At 54.7% G+C, this 24,132-nt stretch carries 20 protein-coding genes; 12 read left to right on the top strand and 8 right to left on the bottom strand.

All coding sequences use genetic code 11. The features are described 5' to 3' along the window. Positions 1-67 precede the first annotated feature (67 nt). Complete coding sequence (hcp, locus tag AC6I8T_RS21295) at positions 68-1,720, top strand: hydroxylamine reductase (RefSeq protein WP_497834356.1); 1,653 nt, start codon at positions 68-70, stop codon at positions 1,718-1,720. Between the two features lie 10 nt (positions 1,721-1,730). After that, positions 1,731-2,705: an NADH oxidoreductase gene (hcr, locus tag AC6I8T_RS21290; protein ID WP_497834355.1), complete on the top strand. Its 975-nt coding sequence runs from the start codon at positions 1,731-1,733 to the stop codon at positions 2,703-2,705. A 47-nt stretch (positions 2,706-2,752) separates the two neighbouring features. Here hcr and AC6I8T_RS21285 read toward each other — a convergent pair whose 3' ends face one another. Then, positions 2,753-3,082 (bottom strand): YciI family protein, encoded by a 330-nt coding sequence (locus AC6I8T_RS21285; protein ID WP_208725901.1) that lies wholly within the window; start codon positions 3,080-3,082, stop codon positions 2,753-2,755. Positions 3,083-3,183: 101 nt separating this feature from the next. Here AC6I8T_RS21285 and AC6I8T_RS21280 point away from each other — a divergent pair, with 101 nt between their 5' ends. Then, a complete protein-coding gene (locus AC6I8T_RS21280; RefSeq protein ID WP_208725902.1) occupies positions 3,184-4,077 on the top strand; it encodes a LysR family transcriptional regulator in 894 nt (297 codons plus the stop codon). A 37-nt stretch (positions 4,078-4,114) separates the two neighbouring features. Here the strand turns inward: AC6I8T_RS21280 and AC6I8T_RS21275 are convergent, their stop codons facing one another. Continuing rightward, positions 4,115-4,915 carry an IclR family transcriptional regulator gene (locus AC6I8T_RS21275; RefSeq protein ID WP_208725903.1) on the bottom strand — a complete coding sequence of 267 codons (801 nt, stop codon included), beginning with the start codon at positions 4,913-4,915 and terminating at the stop codon, positions 4,115-4,117. A gap of 71 nt (positions 4,916-4,986) precedes the next feature. Here AC6I8T_RS21275 and AC6I8T_RS21270 point away from each other — a divergent pair, with 71 nt between their 5' ends. From AC6I8T_RS21270 to AC6I8T_RS21255, 4 genes are all read left to right on the top strand, one after another. Further along, positions 4,987-6,441 carry an NAD-dependent succinate-semialdehyde dehydrogenase gene (locus AC6I8T_RS21270; RefSeq protein WP_497834354.1) on the top strand — a complete coding sequence of 485 codons (1,455 nt, stop codon included), beginning with the start codon at positions 4,987-4,989 and terminating at the stop codon, positions 6,439-6,441. A 28-nt stretch (positions 6,442-6,469) separates the two neighbouring features. Beyond that, a complete protein-coding gene (locus AC6I8T_RS21265) occupies positions 6,470-7,630 on the top strand; it encodes an iron-containing alcohol dehydrogenase (protein ID WP_208725905.1) in 1,161 nt (386 codons plus the stop codon). A gap of 54 nt (positions 7,631-7,684) precedes the next feature. Beyond that, entirely contained in the window at positions 7,685-8,476 is a 792-nt protein-coding gene (gene attM, locus AC6I8T_RS21260) for an AttM family quorum-quenching N-acyl homoserine lactonase (RefSeq protein ID WP_497834353.1), read from the top strand. Positions 8,477-8,742: 266 nt separating this feature from the next. Beyond that, the gene (locus AC6I8T_RS21255; RefSeq protein WP_208725907.1) at positions 8,743-10,122 is read left to right on the top strand and encodes an MFS transporter; all 1,380 of its coding nucleotides are present in this window, start codon (positions 8,743-8,745) and stop codon (positions 10,120-10,122) included. Positions 10,123-10,160: 38 nt separating this feature from the next. On the opposite strand, the gene AC6I8T_RS21250 is transcribed toward AC6I8T_RS21255, so the two are convergent. From AC6I8T_RS21250 to AC6I8T_RS21240, 3 genes are all read right to left on the bottom strand, one after another. Continuing rightward, positions 10,161-11,513 carry a carbohydrate porin gene (locus AC6I8T_RS21250; RefSeq protein WP_497834352.1) on the bottom strand — a complete coding sequence of 451 codons (1,353 nt, stop codon included), beginning with the start codon at positions 11,511-11,513 and terminating at the stop codon, positions 10,161-10,163. Positions 11,514-11,950: 437 nt separating this feature from the next. Continuing rightward, positions 11,951-13,117, bottom strand: coding sequence for a M20 aminoacylase family protein (locus AC6I8T_RS21245; protein WP_208725909.1), 1,167 nt, complete (start codon positions 13,115-13,117; stop codon positions 11,951-11,953). A 15-nt stretch (positions 13,118-13,132) separates the two neighbouring features. Continuing rightward, on the bottom strand, positions 13,133-14,467 hold the full coding sequence (locus AC6I8T_RS21240; protein WP_497834351.1) for an MFS transporter: 1,335 nt from the start codon (positions 14,465-14,467) through the stop codon (positions 13,133-13,135). 162 nt (positions 14,468-14,629) lie between these two features. Here AC6I8T_RS21240 and AC6I8T_RS21235 point away from each other — a divergent pair, with 162 nt between their 5' ends. After that, positions 14,630-15,568 carry a LysR family transcriptional regulator gene (locus AC6I8T_RS21235; RefSeq protein ID WP_208725911.1) on the top strand — a complete coding sequence of 313 codons (939 nt, stop codon included), beginning with the start codon at positions 14,630-14,632 and terminating at the stop codon, positions 15,566-15,568. On the opposite strand, the gene AC6I8T_RS21230 is transcribed toward AC6I8T_RS21235, so the two are convergent. Next, positions 15,559-16,437 (bottom strand): LysR family transcriptional regulator, encoded by an 879-nt coding sequence (locus AC6I8T_RS21230; RefSeq protein ID WP_497834350.1) that lies wholly within the window; start codon positions 16,435-16,437, stop codon positions 15,559-15,561. The genes AC6I8T_RS21235 and AC6I8T_RS21230 overlap by 10 nt on opposite strands. Positions 16,438-16,563: 126 nt before the next feature. On the opposite strand from AC6I8T_RS21230, the gene AC6I8T_RS21225 reads away from it, so the two are divergent. The 3 genes from AC6I8T_RS21225 (at position 16,564) to AC6I8T_RS21215 (ending at position 18,777) form a co-directional block, all read left to right on the top strand. Further along, a complete protein-coding gene (locus tag AC6I8T_RS21225) occupies positions 16,564-17,181 on the top strand; it encodes a glutathione S-transferase family protein (protein ID WP_497834349.1) in 618 nt (205 codons plus the stop codon). Between the two features lie 27 nt (positions 17,182-17,208). Then, positions 17,209-17,979 (top strand): enoyl-CoA hydratase/isomerase family protein, encoded by a 771-nt coding sequence (locus tag AC6I8T_RS21220; RefSeq protein ID WP_208725914.1) that lies wholly within the window; start codon positions 17,209-17,211, stop codon positions 17,977-17,979. Between the two features lie 72 nt (positions 17,980-18,051). After that, positions 18,052-18,777 (top strand): SDR family oxidoreductase, encoded by a 726-nt coding sequence (locus AC6I8T_RS21215; RefSeq protein ID WP_208725915.1) that lies wholly within the window; start codon positions 18,052-18,054, stop codon positions 18,775-18,777. Positions 18,778-18,825: 48 nt separating this feature from the next. Here the strand turns inward: AC6I8T_RS21215 and AC6I8T_RS21210 are convergent, their stop codons facing one another. After that, positions 18,826-19,938: an alkene reductase gene (locus AC6I8T_RS21210; protein WP_497834348.1), complete on the bottom strand. Its 1,113-nt coding sequence runs from the start codon at positions 19,936-19,938 to the stop codon at positions 18,826-18,828. Between the two features lie 200 nt (positions 19,939-20,138). On the opposite strand from AC6I8T_RS21210, the gene AC6I8T_RS21205 reads away from it, so the two are divergent. Further along, positions 20,139-21,164, top strand: a complete 1,026-nt coding sequence (locus AC6I8T_RS21205) for an AI-2E family transporter (protein ID WP_208725917.1) — start codon at positions 20,139-20,141, stop codon at positions 21,162-21,164. On the opposite strand, the gene AC6I8T_RS21200 is transcribed toward AC6I8T_RS21205, so the two are convergent. Continuing rightward, on the bottom strand, positions 21,153-23,867 hold the full coding sequence (locus AC6I8T_RS21200) for a cation-transporting P-type ATPase (RefSeq protein WP_208725918.1): 2,715 nt from the start codon (positions 23,865-23,867) through the stop codon (positions 21,153-21,155). The two genes, AC6I8T_RS21205 and AC6I8T_RS21200, sit on opposite strands and share 12 nt — an antisense overlap. Positions 23,868-24,132 lie beyond the last annotated feature (265 nt).

Here is a 24,132-nt window from a genome sequence, read left to right as displayed (position 1 = left end):
GTTGGTTTTCATCATCAGGATTAGCCTAAAGTTGCATTTAAAATACAACTTATAAAGGGCTATGATTATGTTCTGTGTGCAATGTGAGCAAACCATTCGAACCCCGGCAGCCAACGGCTGTTCGTATGCGCAAGGTATGTGTGGCAAAACCGCCGAAACCTCCGATTTACAGGATCTGCTGATCGCCACATTGCAGGGACTGTCTGCCTGGGCCGACAAAGCCCGTACCTATGACCTGATCGATCACGACATCGACCATTTCGCCCCGCGCGCCTTTTTCTCTACCCTGACTAACGTTAACTTCGACTCCCTGCGTATTGTCGGCTACGCGCGTGAAGCCATCGCCAAACGTGAAGCCCTGAAGGCGGCCTGCCTGGCGATTGACCCGCGAGCATCTCTCGACCATCCACTGGCGGATTTACAGTTGGTCAGTGACGATCTCGGCACATTGCAGCAACAAGCCGCCAGTTTCGCGCCCAATCGTGATAAGGCGCTGATTGGCGACAATATTCTCGGTCTGCGTCTGCTGTGCCTGTACGGCCTGAAAGGGGCGGCGGCCTATATGGAACACGCCCATGTACTGGGTCAGTATGACAACGCCCTTTACGCCACTTATCATCGCATCATGGCGTGGCTGGGCACCTGGCCTGCGGATATGGATGCCCTGCTGGCCTGTGCGATGGAAATCGGCCAAATGAATTTCAGCGTGATGCGTATTCTCGATAGCGGCGAAACCAACACCTATGGTCATCCCACGCCGACGCAAGTCAACGTCAAAGCCGTCGCTGGCAAATGTATCCTGATTTCCGGCCACGATCTCAAAGACTTATACAACCTGCTGCAACAAACCGAAGGCACTGGCGTTAACGTCTATACCCACGGTGAAATGTTGCCCGCGCACGGCTACCCGGAACTGCGCAAATTTAAGCATCTGGTCGGCAACTACGGCAGTGGCTGGCAGAACCAGCAGGTGGAATTCGCCCGCTTCCCTGGCCCGATTGTCATGACCTCCAACTGCATCATCGACCCGATGGTCGGTGCCTATGACGCGCGTATCTGGACACGTAGCATCGTCGGCTGGCCAGGCGTGAAGCATCTGGAAGGGGATGATTTCACCGCCGTGATCCAGCAGGCACAACAACTCAATGGCTTCCCGTATAGCGAGATTGAACATTTGATCACTGTCGGCTTCGGTCGTCAGATCTTAACCGGGGCGGCGGATACCTTGATCGACCTGGTCAGCCGGGAGAAATTGCGCCATGTATTCCTGGTAGGTGGCTGTGACGGTTCGCGTAGCGAACGGAGCTACTTCACCGATTTCGCCACCCAGGTGCCGCACGACTGCCTGATTCTTACGCTGGCATGTGGCAAATATCGCTTCAACAAACTCGATTTTGGCGACATTGAAGGGCTGCCCAGATTGATCGATGCCGGCCAATGCAACGATGCCTACTCAGCGATCATTCTGGCAGTGACGCTGGCGGAAAAACTCGGTTGTGGCGTCAACGATCTGCCGCTGTCGCTGGTGCTGTCATGGTTCGAACAGAAGGCGATTGTCATTTTGCTGACGTTGTTATCGCTGGGCGTCACCAATATCGTCACTGGCCCGACGGCCCCTGCCTTCCTGACACCGGACCTGCTGGCCGTGTTGAACGAGAAATTTGGTCTGCGTCAGGTCACCACCGTTGCGCAGGATATGCAGCAGTTACTGAGCGCCTGAGGAGATCAACATGACCATGCCAACTCCGCAATGCCCGTGGCGTATGCAGGTGCATCACATCCACCAGGAAACACCGGATGTCTGGACGCTGTCGCTGTTGTGTCACGATTATTATCCTTATCGTGCCGGGCAATATGCGTTAGTCAGTATCGCCAACAGCGCGACCACCCTGCGTGCCTATACCCTCTCCTCCACACCCGGTGTCAGTGAATACATCACCCTCACCGTGCGTCGCATTGCAGGCGGTGCTGGCTCGCAATGGCTTACCGGTGAAGTCAAACGCGGTGATTATCTGTGGCTCTCAGATGCTCAGGGGCACTTTACCTGCGACAACGAAGCGCAGGACAAGCTATTGCTGCTGGCTGCGGGTTGTGGCGTGACACCGATAATGTCGATGCGTCGCTGGCTGGCAAAGTACCGTCCGGCTGTCGATGTGCAGGTCATTTATAACGTACGTTCGCCGCAGGAGGTAATTTTTGCCGACGAATGGCGCGACTACGCGGTCACGCTGGTGGCAGAGCAGTCGGCCAGCGCCGGTTTTGTCTCTGGCCGCCTGAGCCACGCGCTATTGAGTGAAGTCCCCGACCTCGCCGGACGCACGGTATTTTGCTGCGGCCCGGCACCCTATATGGCGTGGGCGGAAGAGGCGGTGAAACAAGGCGGCGTGACGTGCTTCTTTAAAGAACAATTTTTCACCCCGACAACATCGGTGGCGGCGGCGACCGAAGGGCTAACATTCAGCAAACTCTCCGCCGGTAAGACCTTTTTCGCCCCGCAGGGCAGTTCGCTGCTCCAGGCGCTGGAGAGCAACAACGTGCCAATCATTGCAGCCTGCCGTGAGGGCGTGTGTGGCTGCTGTAAAACCCAGGTGCTGGCGGGCGAATACCACGTCAGCAGCACCGCGACCTTAACCCAACAAGAAATCGATGACGGTTTTGTGTTGGCGTGTTCGTGTCAGCCTGAAGGAGACATGGTGCTGGCCTGATCGACTGATACGTAGTGGCGCGATTTATCGCGCCGCTACCGTTGGCATTAATCCACCAGATCCTGCAACTCACTGGCGGTGACGCGACTCGACAATGCCGTAAGTTGACCAAACAGCGGGTCCCATTCCTGTATGTCCAGTTGCGCAATGAGATTTTCACGCGCAAAAGGATCGGCGTTCACCAGCTTGCTCACTTCTTCACGGCTATCTGCGTTGAAAATCAAAAAACCAGCGCGTAGCGGAGTCTGCTTCAGCGGCCCTGAAGCGATAAGTTTCCCTTGTTTAATCAAGTCCTTCAGATAAACCACATGTTCCCGAACAAAGCTATTCCACTCGGGACCTGCCGGATGGTCCATTCTCACAATATAGATACTCATGATTCACCTCTGCTTATTTGCTGATTAAAAGCGAGTGTAATAAGTACTATTGATACTTAAAATGACCTGATATTGCGTTCTGAAACAACCAGGAGTTGTTAATGTTGGACAAAATCACCGGGATGCGCGTATTTGTCGCCACCGTACAACAGGGATCTTTTGTTGCTGCGGCGGAAAAGCTGGCTATGTCTCCGCAGATGGTGGCCCGGCACATCGCTTCAATGGAAAAGCAGCTGGAAACACGTTTACTCACACGAACAACACGTCAGCAGAGTCTTACCCCGACTGGCAACCAATATTTCAAACGCTGCCAGACGATTTTACAGGCGATTGCCGATGCCGATAGTGAAGCCCGTGGCAGTGCTGACGTTCCCAGCGGTACCTTGCGGTTGAATGCACCTGTCACCTTTGGACGCTATGCCCTGACTGACTTTCTCACTGATTTTCTGGCGCGCTATCCCCACATCAATATCGAACTCACGCTGTCGGACGACGTGATCAATCCGGCAGCGGAAGATTTTGATGCGGTGATCCGCATTGGTGAACTGGATAAAAACTTGCGACTGGCCGCGCGGCCCTTAGCCGCCTATCGGCTCATTACCTGCGCTGCGCCAGAGTACCTGGCGAAACAGGGGTGGCCGCAACACCCCGCCGATCTGGCACATCATCAATGCCTGACATTCGCGCCCTGGCAGGCAGGATTGAGCGATCGCTGGCCGTTTATCAGCGAGGGATTACTTTATGACGTTGACGTTAATTCCCGGCTGAAAATTAACGATTGGGGCGCCTTGCTGGAGGCCGCTATCCGGGGAGCAGGCGTGGTCATGGGTTATGATAAAGCGCTGGCCTTGCCACTCAAACGGGGGCAATTGGTTGCTATTCTGGCTGACTACCCATGCCCGGAACGGGCAATGCATCTGCTCTGGCAACCTGCGCGCGTCAACGAAACCCGTTACCGGGTGTTTATTGACGCGTTATGCGAATACTTTCACTGACTGCGCGATAAATCGCGCCGCTACCGGATATCGGTTCTCACCCCTGATATCCACACTGGCATGAAAGCGCCAATGCTGCTTCACGCATCTTTTCACCCAAACTTTCAACCAACCCCGTCCGGGCTTCGCTGCTGAGAAAACTGGTAGCGATGCCCGCAATCGCCTTGCCAGTATGATCGTAAATCGCTGCGCCAACGCAGGTCATCGCGGCGTGAATCTGACCGTTATCAATCGAAAAATGGCGCGCGCGGATCGCGATCAACTCCTGGCGCAACTCATCAAGGTTACTCACGCCGGCAGCTGTCATGGGCTGAGGGAAACCGTTCGCGAACAATGCCGCCAGCGCGTCGTCGGGCAGTTCGGAAAGCAACATCTTGCCGGTGGCGGTAAAAGGGGCAGGCAACCGCATACCAATACGGAACGTATGACCGAGGGGTTTTTCTGAATTTCGGCAACTGATGTAGACCACTTCATCGCGGTCGAGCACAGTCAGCGTGATGGTATAGCCAGCCAGCTCGCTGTCGCTGGCAAAGTATTCCCGGAACAGCGCCACGATATCCATCTGTGACAAAAAACCGTCTGCCCAGCGCATCAGATGCGGTCCGAGGCGGAACGCTCCATCGGCGGTCCTGACTAACAGCCCCAGTTCCGTCAGGACATTCAACTGCCCATGCGCGGTACTTTTTGGCAGGGCCAGTTGACGCGTGATATCCGCCGCGGAGAGTGCGCCGCCCTGCGCGGCGACCAGATCAAGAATGGTCACCGCCCGACGCAGTGCAGGAACAGTATCAATATTTTTGCGCGTTTGATCGCTTTTTGTTACGGAATCCCCTGACATACTGCCCCCTGTCCAACGTTCACTATACAGATCTTAGTTCAATATATTGAACTTATCTTAAGGGGGAGTCGATGATCAAACTAAAAAACCCAACATTGCTACGCGACCGTTGTCTGGTAAATGGCGAATGGGTCAGCGGCAGTAAAGGTGAAGTGATTGAAGTAGATAATCCTGCCACCGGCAAAATTATTGCCACCGTACCTGCTCTCTCGGCATCCGATACGGAGAACGCAATCCATGCAGCACAAACAGCGTTCCGCAGTTGGAGCAAAATGGCGGCCAAAGATCGCACCGCCGTACTGCGCCGCTGGTTCACTCTGATGGTCGACAATGCCGACGACCTCGCAGCCCTGATGACCGCAGAACAAGGAAAACCGCTGGCGGAAGCTAAAGGCGAAGCGCTGTATGCCGCCTCCTTTGTCGAGTGGTTCGCCGAGGAAGCCAAACGTGTGTATGGCGAAACCATTCCGGCTCCGACCAATAACAAACGGATTGTGGTGATCAAACAGCCGATTGGCGTCTGTGCCGCCATCACCCCGTGGAATTTCCCGGCCGCGATGATCACCCGCAAAGCCGCGCCCGCCCTGGCCGCAGGTTGCACCATGATCGTCCGTCCCGCCGAAAAAACACCGCTGACCGCGTTGGCGCTGGCAGAACTGGCGCAACAGGCTGGCATGCCGGCCGGCGTGTTCCAGGTGATCACCGGCGATGCGCGTGAGCTGGGCGGCGCGCTTACCGCCAGCGATATCGTCACCAAACTCTCCTTTACCGGCTCGACCCAGGTTGGCCGCCTGTTGATGGCCCAGTGCGCACCGACCATCAAAAAGCTGTCGCTGGAGCTGGGGGGTAACGCCCCCTTTATTGTGTTTGAGGACGCCGACCTCGATGCCGCTGTCGAAGGGGCGCTCGCCTCCAAATACCGTAACGCCGGGCAGACCTGCGTCTGCTCCAACCGCCTTTATGTGCAGGACGCGGTTTACGACCAGTTTGCGGAAAAACTCGCAGCGCGAGTAGCGGCGCTGAAAGTGGGCGAAGGTCATCAACCGGAGGTGCTGATTGGGCCGCTGATCGATGGCAACGCCGTCAAAAAAGTCGAGGAGCATATCGCCGATGCGCTGGCAAAAGGGGCACGACTGGTGACCGGTGGTAAGACTCATGCCCTCGGCGGGACATTTTTCGAACCCACCGTGCTGGCGGAGGTCACCCAGCAGATGAAAATCGCGCGCGAGGAAACCTTCGGCCCGGTCGCCCCGCTGTTCCGCTTTAACAGCGAAGAAGAAGTGATCGCGATGGCGAACGATACCGAGTTTGGCCTTGCCGCCTATTTCTATACCGAAAATGTGCGCCGCACCTGGCGGGTAGCCGAAGCGCTGGAATACGGCATGGTCGGTCACAACACCGGACTGATCTCTAACGAGGTCGCGCCGTTCGGTGGCGTCAAACAATCCGGCCTCGGCCGTGAAGGTTCCCATCACGGCATTGATGAGTACCTGGAAATCAAATACCTGTGCTCAGAAATCGCCTGACTCGAGCAGCCAACAAAGAGGAGAGGAGATGACTATCAATCCATTTGAGTTCCGCACCGTACCCTCGATTGAGATGAAGTGGGGAGGTGCGCAGCAACTCGGCACCAGCATCGCCAGTCGTTTTACACAACGCAACGCCTGCCTGATCACCGACGCCGGGTTGGTCAAAGCCGGTCTGATTGCGCCGATCGTCGAGAATCTCACCACTGCCGGATTTAGCGTCAGCGTGTTTGATCAGGTGGTGGCGGATCCGCCGGAGGCGATTGTCCACGCCTGCGTTGACGCCGTGAAACAGGTCGGTACCGATATCATTATCGGCCTCGGCGGTGGCTCCTCGCTGGATATCGCCAAAGTCGCGGCGGTAATGGCCGAAGGTGATCAACCGTTAGCCGAGATGTACGGTATCGGTAAGGTGACCGGTTCCCGACTGCCGCTGGTGCTGATCCCCACCACCGCTGGCACCGGCTCTGAAGTGACCAATATCGCCATCATCACCACCGGTGAAACCACCAAGATGGGCGTGGTTGCGCCACAACTGTATGCCGATTTCGTGCTGCTCGATGCCGAACTCACCGTGGGTCTGCCGCAAATCCATACCGCCGCCACCGGTATCGACGCTATGGTGCATGCCATTGAGGCCTACACCAGCAAGCACAAGAAAAATCCGTTGTCCGATGCGCTGGCGCGTGAAGCGCTACGACTGCTGGGGGCCAATCTGATCACCGCCTGCCAGGATGGCAGCAACCGCGCAGCGCGCGAAGGGATGTTGCTCGGCGCGACCCTTGCTGGTCAGGCGTTTGCCAATTCACCCGTTGCCGCGGTGCACGCCCTCGCCTACCCGTTGGGAGGGCACTACCATGTCGCGCACGGTCTTTCCAATGCGCTGATGCTCGGGCCGGTGTTGCGTTATAACGCCAGCGCCGCAGCACCGCTGTATGCCGAACTGGCGGAAGTGCTGGGCGTGGCCGGCAGCGGCGATGCCGCTACGCGTGCCAGCGCCTTTGTCGAACATATGCTGCAACTGATGGAGCGCAGCGGCGCACCGCGTCGCTTACGTGATGTTGGCGTCACCGAGGAGAGTTTGCCTCGCCTGGCAAGTGATGCCATGTTGCAAACCCGTCTGCTCACCAATAACCCGGTAGAGGTGCTGGAGCAGGACGCGCTGAATCTGTACCGCGAAGCCTTTTAAGTTTTTACCCCTAAAACAAAAAAGTACCCACGACTAACCAGAGGAATGCCCAGTATGAAAGATATACGACTCTACATGCTCCAGTCCGGCACCCTGAAATGTAAGGTTCACAACATTAAGATGAACCAGGGTGCGGGGGCCGATTATGAAATCCCGGTCCCCTTCTTTCTGATCACCCATCCTGATGGTCACACCATTATCGATGGCGGTAACGCGATTGAAGTGGCCACCGATCCGCGCGGTTATTGGGGCGGGATTTGTGATGTCTACTGGCCGGTATTGGGCGAAGACCAGGGCTGTGTCGATCAGGTCAAAGCGCTCGGCATCGACCCGGCGGATGTGAAATATGTGGTGCAGTCGCACCTGCATCTCGACCACACCGGTGCCATTGGCCGCTTCCCGAATGCCCGGCATATTGTGCAACGCGCCGAGTATGAGTATGCCTTTACCCCGGACTGGTTTGCGGCGGGCGGCTATATCCGCCACGATTTCGATCGTCCCGGCCTGAACTGGCAATTCCTGAACGGCACCGATGATGATTTCTACGACATCTACGGTGATGGCACCCTGACCACTATTTTCTCGCCCGGTCACGCGCCCGGACACCAATCCTTCCTGGTCCGTCTGCCCAATAGCAAACCCCTGCTACTGACCATAGATGCGGCCTATACGGTGGATCACTGGGAGCAAAAAGCGCTGCCCGGCTTCCTCGCTTCGGCGGTGGATTCGGTGCGCTCGGTGCAGAAGCTGCGTGCGGTCGCCGAGCGGGCAGATGCGATTGTCGTCACCGGCCATGATCCGGATGCCTGGGCCGGATTTAAAAAAGCCCCCGAATACTATTCCTGAATCCCGAGGGGCGTTAAGCCCCTTTTTGTTGCCTGCTAAACGAAATTCATACGTTAACTTTACCTCTTCAGCGGCCAAACCCAGCCTGGCCGCGTTTTTCCTCTCTCACAGATTGTCAGCCAGCTCACAATATAAATCTAACTCATACCCCTAAAAGCCTTTTTTGACAGACACTGCCTCCTGCCATGCTTAAGGTGTGATCGGATTGTTAAATTTCTCTCACCATGACAATAGCCGTCTGACACGGCATAACAGAGAGCGTACCCATGAACACAAACAACCTGGTCGATATCAAAGCATGGATCGACGCCCGGCCGATTTCACGCTTTCAATGGCGTGTGTTATTCCTCTGCCTGGTAATCATCATGTTCGACGGTTACGATGCCGCCGCTATGGGTTTTATTGCTCCGGCGCTGATTGAACATTGGGGTATCTCCCGCGCGGCGATGGGACCGATCCTTGGGGCGGCGATGTTTGGCGTCGCCATCGGCGCGCTAATCGCCGGACCGCTTTCCGATCGCTTTGGCCGTAAACGTATCATTCTGCTCTCCTTCCTGGTGTTCTCGGCGTTTAGCCTTGCCTGCGCTTTTGCCAGTACGCCGCTGCAAATGGCGCTGCTGCGCTTTCTCACCGGGCTGGGACTGGGGGCGGTAATGCCGAACTGCGTCACCCTGCTGTCGGAATATATGCCGGAACGCCGCAAAGGGGTGATGATCACCCTGATGTTCAGCGGTTTTAACATTGGTTCCGGTCTGGGTGGCTTTATCGCCGCGGGCTTGTTGAGTATCTGGTCGTGGCAAGCGGTGCTGGTGTTTGGCGGTATCGTTCCGCTGTTGATGTTGCCGTTATTTATCTGGCTGTTGCCGGAATCCGCCCTGAATCTGCTGGTGCGCAAAGCGCCGCGTCGCCAGATTGCCGCGCTGCTGAACCGGATGGGCGGCAGCTTCAGTCATGACAGCAGCTTTGTGCTGCACTCACCTCGCGTGAATGGTCACAGTCCGATTTCGCAACTGTTCCGTCATGGTTTTGCGCGCGGCACCATTATCCTGTGGCTGACCTACTTTATGGGGCTGTTCGTGATTTACCTGCTGAACGGCTGGCTGCCAACCATTATGCGCTCTGGCGGCATTTCGCTGGAGCAGGCGGCGATTCTGGCCGGATTGTTCCAGCTCGGCGGGCCGTTAGGCGGCATTATTGTCGGTGCGCTGATGGATAAGCTGCACGCCAAATATGTGATTGGTGTGGTTTACCTGCTCGGCTGTCTGTGCCTGGTGGCGCAGGGGATGTTCGGCTTTAGTGGTGTGGCGCTTGGGGCCTTCATTTTTGTCATCGGCATGTGCATCAACGGTGCGCAAAACGGCCTACAGGTTTACTCACCGGCTTATTATCCCACGGAAATCCGCGCCACCGGCGTAAGCTGGATGCATGGCATTGGCCGTACCGGAGCGATCCTCAGTTCTTCTGTCGGTGGACTTCTGATGGGCGCTTTCCCTGGACAGTCGGCGATTTTCTTTGTCCTCGCCCTGCCTGCTCTGCTGGCAGCGCTGAGTATCGTGTTGCATCGCAACCTTCCTTTAACCCTAAAAATCAAAGGCGCCGGACTTGCCGACATCCCCGCGCTGTCACAAACCCTAAATAACCGATAGTAGCGGCGCGATTTATCGCGCCATTACGAAACAACGGATTAGAACGTCACCACCGTTTTCAGCTCACCTACCCAGGCATCCTGGGTTTCGCTCAGGCTGCCCGGACGGTGCCAGTATTGAATGCCCGGTTGTAACTCCAGCCAGCTCACGGGACGGAAGCGATAATAAAGCTCAGCGTTTACCGCATGTCCCGGCACCGGGCTGTACAACGGATCATAATAATCACCCACCCCTTGCAGGCTATTTTTCTCCTGCTGATTGCGGCTGTAGTGATTGCTGATATCGATATACGACACGCCCACACCAATCCAGTCTTCCGGGCGGGCATCAAACAACCCACGATAACGCAGGGTCGCCGCTGTGACATAGTGGATATAATTACTGCGCTGGTCGCCAAATCCCGCGTTGATGCCACCGCTTAAGCCGCGATTAGCGTCATCTGCATGGCGAGTGAGTTGCTGATTAAATCCGCCGTAAAAAAACCAGGTACGGTTATATTCTTTATAACCTTCAGGATCATTCGCCCCGGCATTTTGTGTTTTACCGCTGTAAAGATCGGATTGTTTGGCGTTAGTAAATTGCGTACCTAAATTATAAATACCGGGTAATTCATGAATGTGGGTTTTCCACTCCACTTCCAGCGGCAAAATAAACCCTTTGCTACCTTTGGTTGACCAACTCCAGGCATGGCTGCGATCGGTAGCCGAGGGATTTTGCTCCAGAATACCCGCTTTCAGGGTCAATTCAGGGGTGACTTTATACGCAAACGTGGTTCCCCAGGTGTGAATATTCCAGTTGCTCCACAACATTGAGTTGGCTGATTTACCACCGCACAACATCAGCGTCTGAAAATCACAGGGCGCAATTTGGTCGAATGTCTGGACTTTATTCATCATCCCGATACGCCATTGTAACCGGCGATCGTCAAATGTCCGGCTGAAGGTTAACCAGCCCAGACGGGTAATTGAACCGGTTCCGGCACTTTCCTGAGTGGCATCATTAATATTCACCCGCGAATCCTGCACCCGTTTTGTCAGCAGGCTGTCATCGTGATTACGGTTAACAATATTGCCTTCAAGGGTGGCATCGGGAATACCGGTAAAGCGTTCTAAATCCTGGGTAAACGTGATGGCAAATTGATCAATATAGGCGAGGTGGTGATCGTGATTGTAGCCCCCGGCGATGTTGTACGCATTTTCATTGAGATACTGAAAATTATAGTTAAAGCCGTTATCGCTCAGAATGGGACGAATTCCCAGCATATCACCCAGTAAACCTTTACCCGGTGCTTCAAATCCCAATAACGTACCATTCCACTGCGGGTCTTCAGCGTGGGTATTTAGCGCAGTAAAAAGTAATCCAGCCAGAATTGTCGAACGAAAAACCCTCATGCTTTTTATCATGATTATCTCTTCTCTCTTTTTTAGGGCGTAGTTAACCCGGCAGATAAATATCTGCCTGAGTCAATTCACTGTCGGAATTTTGAGCAAAAAAAAACCTAAATCGCCGGACTCTGAATAACGAGAGCCAGGTGATTTAGGTTTTGCCTGTAAAACAGTAACAATCCTGAATGGGGAGCATCATCATCAAAGTACGACGCACAGGCAAGCGGTTATCGAAACCTTAATTAAATAATGTGAAGGAGATCTTATTAACATCGCTTTCAGGTCTGCGCATTAAAGCACATTCCGTAGCGGCGCAATTGGGGTTGTCCACATTACGGGTGCATATCCGCGCCAAAACCCTGTGGATAAACTTCTCCGGGCCGCGCCCCGCTTACCCGGAGAAATATCCGGTCATTTATTGACCGCCTTGCCGCCACTTTTCCTTAACGCAGAAAGGCTTCCGTTAATCGCGCCCAATAGGTTGCACCGATCGACAGGCAGGCATCATTAAATTGATACAACGGATGGTGCACCGCGTAGTCTGCCTCGCCGGTGCTGGTGCCCAGCCAGATATAGTTTCCTGGTACGTCCTCCAGCATAAATGCAAAATCCTCGCTGCCCATCAGCGGTTTGACCTCCGCGTAATCGGCAACACAATCGGCACCAAAGGTATCCCGTGCCACCTGGGTCGCGAAGTCCGTTTCCGCCGCATGATTGATGGTGACCGGGTAGCCAAAATCAGGCTGGATAGTGGCGGTCAGGCCAAAACTGGCGGCCTGCGCCTGTACCAGTTGTTCAATCCTCGCCTTCGCCTGCTCACGCACCTTCGCACTGAAGGTGCGCAGATTCAGTTTGAGTAACGCGCTGTCCGGGATGACGTTATGGGTGCTGCCACTTTGCAGGCTTCCTACCGTGACCACCACCGCATCCTGTGGATCAACATTGCGTGACACGATGGTTTGTAACGCCATCACCATCGCCGCCCCCGCCACGGTGGGATCAAGGGTGTTTTCCGGGGTCGCGCCATGCCCTCCTTTACCGTGGAGCGTAATGGTCATGCTGTCGGAGGAGGCCATCAGGGGTCCGGGTTTGGTAAAAAAATGTCCGGCAGGCAACAACGGAAAATTGTGCAGACCAAACACCGCATCGCAGGGGAACAAACGAAACAAACCGTCATCCATCATGCGGCGCGCCCCGCCGTATGACTCTTCCGACGGTTGGAAGATCACATGTAATGTGCCGCTGAAGGGACGTTTTTCCGCCAGATAACGCGCCGCCGAGAGCAGCATCGCGCAGTGCCCATCGTGGCCGCAGGCGTGCATTTTGCCCGGCACCTGGCTGCGCCACGGAATATCGGCTAACTCCTGCATTGGTAAGGCGTCCATATCGGCGCGTAATCCCAGCCGTTTGCTGCCGTTACCTGCCTTCAGCGTACCCACTACGCCAGTGCCACCCAGGCCACGATGCACGTCATAACCCCATGACGTCAGCAGTTCGGCAATGCGCGCGCTGGTACGAACCTCTTCAAAACCCAATTCCGGGTGCTGATGAAAATCACGGCGGATGGCAATCATCTCGTCTTCGAATGCGAGAATTTCTTTAATCAACATGTCAAACCTCAGCTTTTAGTCATCGGATAAAACCGGTTGCTCACGCCATGCCAGCAACGCCGACAGGGACACCACTGCACTCAACAGCAGATACCACGCCGGGGCCATAGCATCGCCAGTGACATTCAATAACCAGGTCACATTAAATTGGGCAAAACCGCCGAACAGGGTGACGCCAATGGCATAGATTAACGCCATACCCGAGGCGCGCACCGGACGCGGAAAGGCTTCGAGGATCAGCAGGAAAAAGGCCACCGCCGTGATATTCGCCAGAATCTGATCAAGGCTAATCAGGGCGATAGTCAGTGCAAAAGGTGCGCCGTGGTGCAGACTGGCAAAGATCGGCCATACCAGCAACAGCGATCCGATGCCACAACCCAACAACAATGGCTTGCGGCTCGGCAGGCGATCCGCCAGTTTCCCGGCAAAGAACGGCACCACCAGCGTTAATGTCGCGGCCATCAGGCTAATCCAGTACGACGTCCCCTCCGGCATGTGCAGGGTATGCACCATATAGGCGGGCATGTAATAGACGATGATGTAAAACGTGGTGGTACTTTTCATCACCAGCAGAATGCCCAGCAGCATAGTGCGGCGATGTTCGCGCCACAGACGGGCTGCCGGTGTTCCCTCGGCGTGAACAGCCGATGGCGTATGGGTTTCATTCAGGTGGCGACGGATATAGATCCCCACCGGCATAATCGCCAACCCAACGATGAACGGTATGCGCCAGCCCCAGCTATACAGGGCATCATGGCTTAAGCTATGAGTTAATAACGCCCCCATCGCCGCCCCGAGCAATGCCGCACCGCCCTGGCTGGCCATTTGCCAACTGACGCGAACGCCTCGCTGTGACTTGCCTCCCGCCTCCATTAACCAACTGGTCGCAGCGCCCACTTCGCCACCGGCGGAGAAACCCTGTAGCAAACGCCCGCAAACCAGTAAGACCGGGGCCAGCATACCGACCTGTTCATAGGTCGGTGCAAAGGCGACCAACGCCACGCCCAGCGCCATCAGCGCCATAATCAACGTCAGGGCCGCTTTACGCCCATGCTTATCGGCGTAGTGCCCCAGCACCAGGCTGCCGAGCGGTCGCATAAAAAAACCGACGCCAAAAGTCGCCACCGCCAGGAGTAACGAGGCGGAATCACTATCGGTGGGAAAGAAAAGGTGTCCAATAATGACAGAAAAGAAGCTGTAAACAGCGAAATCATAGATTTCGAGACCATTGCCGAGGGTCACGGCAAACAGCGATTTTGCATGAGCTCGTCGGCTATCCATAGCGGTAGCGCAGAAAGGAAGCGATACCGCAGCCTCCGCTTCGGCAGGCGCACATTTGACTTTTTTCATACGCATATCCTTCCAGTAACGTTCAATAAACGGTGGAAGGTGCACTATTGTCATAAATAAATTACATTTCAATCATGAGAAATTGTTATGCCCTGAGTTATCTGTCCTGAATGCTGATGGTGCGTTTTCTGCACCATCTCGTGAGTGAAGCCCGAGGAAAACGTGAAAATAAAACTCAATCAGCTCGATGTGTTACTGGAAGTGGCGGCTCAGGGCAGCATTGGCAAAGCCGCCCGCACTCTGCACCTGACACAACCCGCCATCAGTAAAACCATTCAGGAGATGGAAGCGGAGATCGGCATGCCAATTGTCGAACGTTCTTCGCGCGGCGTAGTGCTGAATGAGTATGGGCAGGTACTGCTGCGCCATGCGCGCGATATCGATCGTTCGTTGAGTCAGGCGCGTGAAGAGATTGACCACCTGCTGGGTAAAGCGATGCGCCAGCTTCGTGTCGGTTTCACCTCCGCCGCCGCCTGGGGGCCATTTACCACCACGTTACTTCAGTACCAGCAACGCTTTCCCGGCGTAAAACTGATCGCGATGGAGGGGCGTCCCCATCAGCTTTATGATGCGCTGGAGAATCACCGTATCGACCTCGCCGTGATTTCCTCCACTGATGGGATGCGTATTGCCCCGATGTATTATGAAATGCTCTATTCCCTGAGCAACGCCATCATCGCCGGTAAACAGCATCCGATTACCCACACCACGTCATTGCGCAATTTGCTGAGCTACACCTGGCTGGATTGGGATGAGCCGGGCGACCATTCCATTCTGGCGCAAGTTTTCCGCCGCTATAACCTGCCGCTACCTGAACGGGTGATCCACTGTTCATCACCCACCATCATGGCGCGTTTAATGGAAGAGGCTGAGATGGTCAGTATGTGGACGTCGGTAAGGCTGCGCTTTCCTGGTTATCAGGAAAGCTTGCGCCCCTTGTCCTTGAAGGAGGTACTTCCGGCCACCGACATCGGCATTTTGTGTGCCAATATTGGCCGTCTGTCGAGTGCCGGGCACAGCTTTTTGGAGCTGCTACGGGTGATTAGCCGTGACTGGTTGCAGCAAAGTGATGCCCACGAAATGGTGGTAAATCAGGGCTGAAGGCATGACTCAACAAAGGAAGCAAACTGGCGTGCTTTCGCCGTCGCCATGCGCCCACCAGGGAAAACGGCCCATAAATCAATGTCGGGCAATTGCCATTCCGTCAACACACGCAGCACCGTGCCGTTGATAATTTCCTGCGAAAACATCCAGTCTGAGGCGATGGTGATACCCATATCGGCCAACACCGCCGCCCGGATACCCTCGGCGGCACTGAGATGCAAACGGCTTTCCGCGGTCACACTCTCTTCCTCACCCGCGCGGGTAAAGCGCCACTGGTTGTTGAGCTGACTGAACACCAGCGTCTGATGTTGCGTCAGGTCCTGTGGATGTTGTGGGTAACCACAGCGTGCCAGATAGGCAGGTGTCGCCAGCACGGAACGTCGCGTGGTCGCCAGCTTGCGCGCCACTGCGCTGGAATCATTCAAGGTTCCCATGCGCAGGCAGATATCAATCCCTTCCGCGACCAGATCAATCGGGCGATCGTCCAGCACAATATCCACCTTTAATTGCGGATGCTGGTCCATAAAACGAGCCAAATGGGGAATAACATGCAAACGGGAAAACGTCGGTGCGGCGGCCACACGCAAGACACCCGATAAGCCTTTTCCCGCCCCACGGGCCGCCATCTCAGCCTCTTCCGCCTGTTGCAACGTGATACGCGCCCGTTCGTAGTAGCGCTGTCCGGCCTCGGTAGGGGTCAGCCCGTGGGTCGTTCGCAGTAGCAAGCGGACTTCGAGATGCTTTTCCAACTGCGCGATGGTTTTTGAAACCGCCGGTTGACCGATGTTCATAATCCGTGCCGCTGCTGAAAACGATCCTGCATCAACCACCTGAACATACATCTGCATCGCCTGAAATCGATCCACCCTATTCCTCCTGGGAATATCCATTATCGTTTTTTGCTGTCTGCCATTACCGGGTGACATTAGCAGATACTTGTCTGCAACGACAACGGGATGCAGTCACCGCATCCTGACCACGGGAGAAAACCGATGTACGAACTCTATGCCTTCGCCACACCTAACAGCATCAAGCCCGCCATTATGCTGGAAGAGATCCAGCAAGCCTGGCAACTTCGCCCGGTCAATGTGCGTCAGGGGGAGCAAAAACAGCAGGACTTTCTGGCCTTAAACCCGAATGCAAAAGTGCCGGTGCTGGTTGATCACAGCAACGATATGACTCTGAGCGAATCGGCTGCAATTTTGGTTTATCTCGCCGAGAAACATCAACGCTTATTACCCGCTGCGGGTGCGCCACGCGCTCGTGTGTTCGAACAACTGTTTTTCCATGCTTCAGCCGTCAGTCCGGCTTTTGGTCAGGCGGGCTTCTTTAATCGTCTTGCCAGCGAACCCCAACCCCTGGCGCAGCAGCGTTTCAATACCGAGGCCGCGCGTGTCACTGGCCTGCTGGACAACCTGCTCGCTACGCAGCCGTTCCTCGCCGGTGAAGCGTACAGCATCGCTGATATCGCTCACTACGGTTGGCTCTGGCGACGTGAATTTGCTGGCGTAAGCCTCGACGGATTGCCACATCTGGCCCGCTGGTTCGACACCCTTTCTGCTCGCCCTGCCGTTCAGCGGGCGACTGAAAAACTTAATGCTGTTATTTAATTACGCTAACTGAAAAGGAACTATGCCATGTCTCGCTTTGAAAACTATCGCCATGCCTTTGCCAATGCCCACTTAACCCGCTCTGCCAGCGGTGTGCTGGAAGTTAAGTTTCACACCGACGGCGGCGCGTTACTGTTCAACGGCCACACCCACGAAGAATTTGTCGAGTTGTTCCATCAGATTGGTGCCGACCCGGACAACCGCATCGTGATCCTGACGGGCTCAGGTGAGGCGTTTATGGAAAGCATCAGCCCGGAAGGCTTTGATTTCTTCACGCCACGCGGCTACGACAAAATTTACCGCGAAGGGAAGAAAGTCTTGATGAACTTGCTCGATATTGAAGTCCCGGTGATCGCTGCACTGAACGGCCCGGTTCGCCTGCATTCCGAATATGTATTGCTGGCGGATATGGTCCTGGCAACGCCGGATACGGTGTTTCAGGATAAGCCGCACTTCGAATTCGGTATCGTTCCCGGCGATGGCGTTAACCTGTTATGGCCAGAAGTTATCGGTAGCGTACGTGGTCGTTATTTCCTGCTCACACGTCAGGAACTGGACGCGACAACAGCGAAGGAATGGGGCGTGATTAATGAAATCGTACCACGCGACCATTTGTTGACGCGCGCACATGAACTGGCGGAGTCGCTGGCGACATTGCCGCCGCTGACCACCCGCTACACGCGTATCGCCCTGACGCAAAAATTACGCCGCCTGATCGATGAAGGCGCGGGCTATGGCCTGGCACTGGAAGGCATCAGTGCAGCGGATGTGGCGTTACAGGCCAGTTCCGGCGTCTGATCATCACGCAGATTTTCCCCCACCAGCACAGGCCAACCTGTGCTGGTTTTTACGTTTGCAGGAGTTAAAAACATGAGCCAGAAAAGAACATTTCTGATTACCGGTGCCAGTAAAGGTATTGGCTTTGCACTTTCACAGCGTTTGGCGGCCAGTGGACATCAGGTGATTGGCATTGCGCGCAGTGCGCCAGCCCAACCCTTCCCCGGTCACTTTGTCGCGCTGGACCTGGCAGATAGCGCGGGATTCAAACAAGCCCTGGAGGACATCACTGCCCAATTCCCCCTTGATGGCGTCATCAACAATGTCGGCCTGGTTCGACCGCAATATCTGGCAGATGTCACCCTCGATGCACTGGATGAAGTATTAAAAGTGAATTTACAGCCAGCGTTGCTGGCAACTCAGGCCGCATTACCCGGTATGCAGTCGCGAGGTTTCGGACGGGTAGTTAACATTTCCAGCCTGACGGTACTTGGCGTGCCGCAGCGCACCTCATATGCCGCGGCCAAAGCGGCGCTGGTCAGCTTTACCCGGAGCTGGGCGCTGGAACTGGCAACCCAGGGGATTACCGTAAACGCCGTGGCACCAGGCCCCACCGAAACAGAACTGTTCCGTGCCAGCAATCCCCCAGGCAGTCTGGGAGAACAGCGTTACCTCAGTAGCGTACCGATGAAGCGCTTCGGGCAGCCGGATGAGATCGCCGCAACCATTGCGTTCCTGTTATCTGAAGAGGCGGGATTTATGACGGGGCAGACGTTATATGTCGATGGGGGAGCATCAATTGGGGTAGCGCAGATTTAAAGCCAGTGACAGCCAGTAACGGCGCGATTTATCGCGCCGTTTTCGTTGTTACGATACCCAGGCAGGGAAATCGGTATAACCGCGTGCATCGCCGCCGAAGAAGGTGTCACGATCCCAGGCAGTGAACGGGTGCCCCTGACGAATACGTTCTGGCAGGTCCGGGTTAGCGGTAAATAAGCGACCAAACGCAATCAGGTCAGCGTCCCCGTTTACCAGCATCACCTCTGCCGCATCCGGTTTAAATCCGCCAGCCGCAATGATCATTCCGCTAAAGAACGGGCGCAGTTCACGACTGGCGACCGGTTCCGCATAGCTGCCGTTCTCGCGATCTTCAGGTCCCACAATCCGTGGTTCGATAATGTGTAGATACGCCAGGGAAAAATCGTTCAATTTTTCCACCAGATAACGAAACGTGGTGGCCGGGTCGCTGTCATGCATATCGCCATAAATGCCGCTCGGTGAAATACGTACGCTGACACGCCCACTGCCCCAGACATCTGTCAGCACCGCCACCACGTCAAGTAAAAACCGGGCGCGATTTGCCAGACTTCCTCCCCACTTATCGTTACGCTTGTTGCTGCCATCTAACAGGAACTGTTCCGGTAGATAACCGTTGGCGGCATGCAGCTCCACACCATCAAATCCTGCCGCCAGTGCGCGTTGCGCCGCACGCTGAAATTCGTCGATGATGGCAACGATAGCGTTTTCATCAAGTTCCCGTGGCTCAGGGAATAAGCGCCCCTCATAGTTGCCCTGTGCATCTTTGCCGACGCCATAGGTATCGCGGGCAACCAGGGCAGAAGGCGCAACCGGTGGTCTTCCGGCGGAAAGTTCGGGCAGCGACTGGCGGCCAGGATGCCAAAGCTGCAACACAATCTGGCTCCCTTTAGCGTGCACCGCCTCAACCAACCGTTGCCAACCGGCTTGTTGTTCGTCACTGAAGATGCCCGGCGCATCGGCGTAGGCATTCGCAAACGGAGAAATGGCAGTGGCTTCTGCAATCAACAACCCCCCTTCGCTGGCACGCTGGCGATAATACTCCACCATCAGTTCACCGGGAACGCCGCCGACTTCCGTGCGCATCCGTGTTGTTGGTGCCATCACCACGCGATGTTGTAGACGAAGTTTTCCAGCGCTAATTGGGGTAAATAAAGTTTTCATTTTTGCTGCTCTCTTTGGCTAAAGAGAGCAGCCTAAAGTGCCTGTACTGATTCAGAAACCGGGCAACAGGCATAACCGCTATTCTCAAATGGAATGTGTATTCTCTGTTCAGCCCTGTGGTGAAACTATGCTGAATCAAAACATTGCAGATATAGTTAATGCACTATGCAGCGCATCGTTAACTTCAGGGAAATGACGAAATGAGCTGGTTTACCCCGTGGCCGCAGTTATATCGTGTGTTGATTCTCCTTGCCTGCCTGACCCTGATTTTGTTCGGGCTTCATCTGTCGGCGCACCTTATCAATCAGGTGCTGCTGGCGTTGCTGCTTTCCATCATGCTGGACCCGCTGGTGAGTTGGCTGGAGCATAAACGGATTCCGCGTATCCTCTCTTCGCTGGCGATCATTCTGGTGCTGCTGCTGGTGATTGTTGTCACCATTATTAAGCTCACGGTACTGACGCCGGACCTGATTCTGCTGAGCCGTCAGACGCCCCTGTTGTTAACCACCCGCTTGCAAGAGATCACCCAGGCGCTGGACCAGGTGGGCATTGCGCTGGCACCGGATGAGATGCTGGCTTTTATTGATGTTGGCGCGGTGGTGAAATGGATCACCGCTTTCCTCACCCAGATTCCCGGCGTGCTGTCGTGGTGGGTGATGGTGTTTCTGATGTTGTTGTTTATGTTGTATGAACTGCCACTGCTGAAAAATGCGCTGGAAAAACGCGCCCACGGCAAATCGGCGGCGCTCTACCGTGCGTTGGATGATGGCATCCAGAGCGTGATTGTCTATGCGCGGGTCAAAACCCTGACCGGCATCTTTGGCGGCATCATCGTCTGGGGGGGTGCGCAACTGCTGGGGCTGAAATTTGCCTTCTTCTGGGGTGTGTTGATGTTTGTGTTCAATTACATCCCGGTGCTGGGTTCATTTATGGCGGCGATTCCGCCGGTGGTGCAGAGCTATATCGCTTTTGATCTGGAAGTGGCGCTGGCGATAGCCGGTTTTTTTGTCCTGTTAAATCTGACGCTCAGTTCAGTGCTGGAACCGCTGATGATTGGTAAACGTCTCGATATGGCGTTGACCAGCCAGTTGCTGGCCTTTCTGTTCTGGCAGGCGTTGCTTGGCATCACCGGTGCTATCCTCGCCATTCCGCTGACTTATCTGATCAAAAAAGTCCTGCTGGCCAGCTATCGGCAACAGCAGGACTCGGCGTTATCAGATCAATGACTGCGTTTTAACGCCACGCCAGGAGCGCGTCAGACGTTTTTCTATTTCCACGATGATGAAGATAGCGATACTGACGATTAACGAGATAAACCAGTAATTAATCGGCAACGGACGGGTACCGAACAGCGTGTTCATCAGCGGTACATAGATGATGATGGCTTGCAGGACGATCAGCACCAGCGTCACCATCCAGATACCTTTGTTTTTGACCAGGCCGCCGTCAAGGGAGAAGCCTTCTGAGTTACGGCAGTTAATCATATAGGCCCATTGCGCTGTCACCAGCATTTGCAGCAACACGGTGCGGATAAATTCCTCACTGTAGCCGCGCGGCTGGAGCCAGGCTTCCAGCACGAAGGCGCTGATGGAGATCAACAAACCAACAAACACGACACGCCAGATGGCGTAACCATCCATCACATGCGCTTTGACATTACGCGGTGGGCGGCGCATCGCATTGGCTTCTGCCGGTTCAAACGCCAGGCCAAATGACAGGGTGGCGGAGGTTGCCATGTTCATCCAGAGAATCTGTACCGGGGTAAGCGGCAGCAGGTTACCCATCAGGATAGCGATGATAATCAACAAGCCCTGCGCCAGGTTGGTCGGCATAATAAACAGGATGGTTTTCTTCAGGTTGTCGTAAACCCGCCGTCCCTCTTTCACCGCTGCCGCAATGGTAGCGAAGTTGTCATCAGCCAGAATCATATCTGCCGACTCTTTCGTCACCTCGGTTCCTTTGATACCCATCGCAATACCGACGTTGGCCTGCTTCAGTGCCGGGGCATCATTCACCCCGTCACCGGTCATCCCGACAATTTCACCGCTGGATTCCAGCGCCTTCACCAACCGCAATTTATGTTCGGGACTGGTGCGCGCAAAGATGTCATAGGTTTTTGCCGCCTGCGCCAGCTCGGCATCATTCATATGCTCCAGCTCGTATCCGGTCACCGCAGAGTTGCTGTTGCCAATGCCCAGCATCTGCCCGATCGCCATAGCGGTTTCCTGATGGTCGCCGGTGATCATCTTGACGCGAATCCCTGCCTGCTGGCATTCGTGAATCGCCGAGATGGCTTCCGGACGCGGTGGATCCATCATGCATCCCAGGCCCAACAGCACCATGCCGTTTTTCAGCTCGTCGTGGTCGAGCGTGGTCACTGGCGCTGACGTTGGTTTCCACGCCGCCGCAACGGTACGCAGCCCTTCACTGGCATAGGTGGTGATGGCCGCTTCCCAATACGCCAGATCGAGCGGCTCAACCCCCTGCGGAGTTTGTTGTTGCTGGCACAGTTTCAGCAACACATCCGGTGCGCCGGTCAGCAAAATATACGACTGGCCGTCAGCGACACAGCTCACCGACATGTATTTATACAGGGAATCGAAAGGTAATTTACTGACCACCTCAACCGATTGTTTTTGCGTGATGCCCTTCGCCGCCAGCACTTTCATTGCGCCTTCGGTCGGACCGCCAACAATCACCCAATGACCATTGGCATCCTGCTGCAACTGGCTTTCGTTACAGGTATCTACCGCGCGTAAAAATTGCTGGAACAAGGGATCGGTCGCCGAATTTAATCCGCTACCGCCTTCCGCAACAATTTCGCCTTTCGGTTCATAGCTGTTGCCGCTCACACGCCATTTGCTTTTTGCCAGCACCACCGCTTTGACCGTCATTTCATTCATGGTCAGGGTGCCGGTTTTGTCAGAGCAAATCACTGACATCGCCCCAAGGGTTTCCACCGTCGGCAATTTACGGATGATGGCCTGTACGCGCGCCATCGACTGCACGCCAAGGGAGAGGATAATCGAGATAATCGCCGGTAAACCCTCCGGCACCGCCGCCACCGCCAGGCTGATGACCGACAGCGCCAGCTCAGGGAACGGAATGTCACGCAGCAACCAGGCAAAAATAAACAGCGCCACCATCATTAAGACAATGATGAAGAAAATGGCTTTACCGAGTTTGTCGATCTGCACCAGCAGCGGCGTTTTGACCTCTTTCACTGAGCTGATCATCTCATTGATATGACCCAACTCCGTATCGCCGCCACTGGCGACCACCACGCCTGATGCGGTGCCTGAACTGACCGTGGTGCCAGAAAATGCAAGGTTGAGACGATCGCCAAGGGATTTTTCTCCCTCCAGCGATGCCACGCTTTTTGACACCACCGTGGATTCGCCAGTAAGAATCGCCTCCTCGACGCGCAGGTTATGCACATCAAATAAGCGCAAATCTGCCGGAATTTTATCGCCAGGACGCAGCATCACCACATCCCCCGGCACGATATCCTGGGTGGATATGGTGGTTTGTTTGCCATCGCGCACCAGAATCGCTTCACTGGCTAACATATTCTGAATGCTTTTCAGTGACTTCTCAGCGTTACTTTCCTGAACAAAGCCAATTAAGGCATTGATCACCGCCACACCGATAATGACAAAGGTATCAACCCAATGTGCCATGACGGCGGTAATAAGCGCGGCGGCAAAGAGGATATAAATTAACACGTCTTTAAAATGTGCGATAAATTTCAATAACGCTGACTTCTCCGCTTTTTGCGGCAGCGCATTAGGACCGTATTTCTTTAAACGATCACTGGCGTCAGTTGATGATAAGCCAGCCGGTGAACTTGCTAAGTTCTGGAAAGTTTCCTCTGTGGAGTACTGATACCAGGGTTGTGCACCCTTATCCTGACCTTGAACATTTTCCATATTGACCCCTAGCTACTAAGCTATTGTTAAAATGAGTTTTTCTAAAAAAACACACATAATCTGAGGTAATTAGATTTGTAAGACACCTGCTGACATCATTATCCGAAAAAGCGATCTGACTAATGATTTGAATGAGATAAATTAAATCTAATCTATATTATCAGAATGGCAATGTTACTTTGTCTGCACCATCAGCTTCCGGCTGGATGCGTGCCCTTCCAGGATCATTAGATAAAAAAATAAAGGTAAACAGTAATGGAAATAC

It is taken from the genome of Pantoea sp. X-Soil-OKNW-556, assembly GCF_059730695.1.
This window is presented reverse-complemented; position numbering and strand designations above follow the sequence as displayed.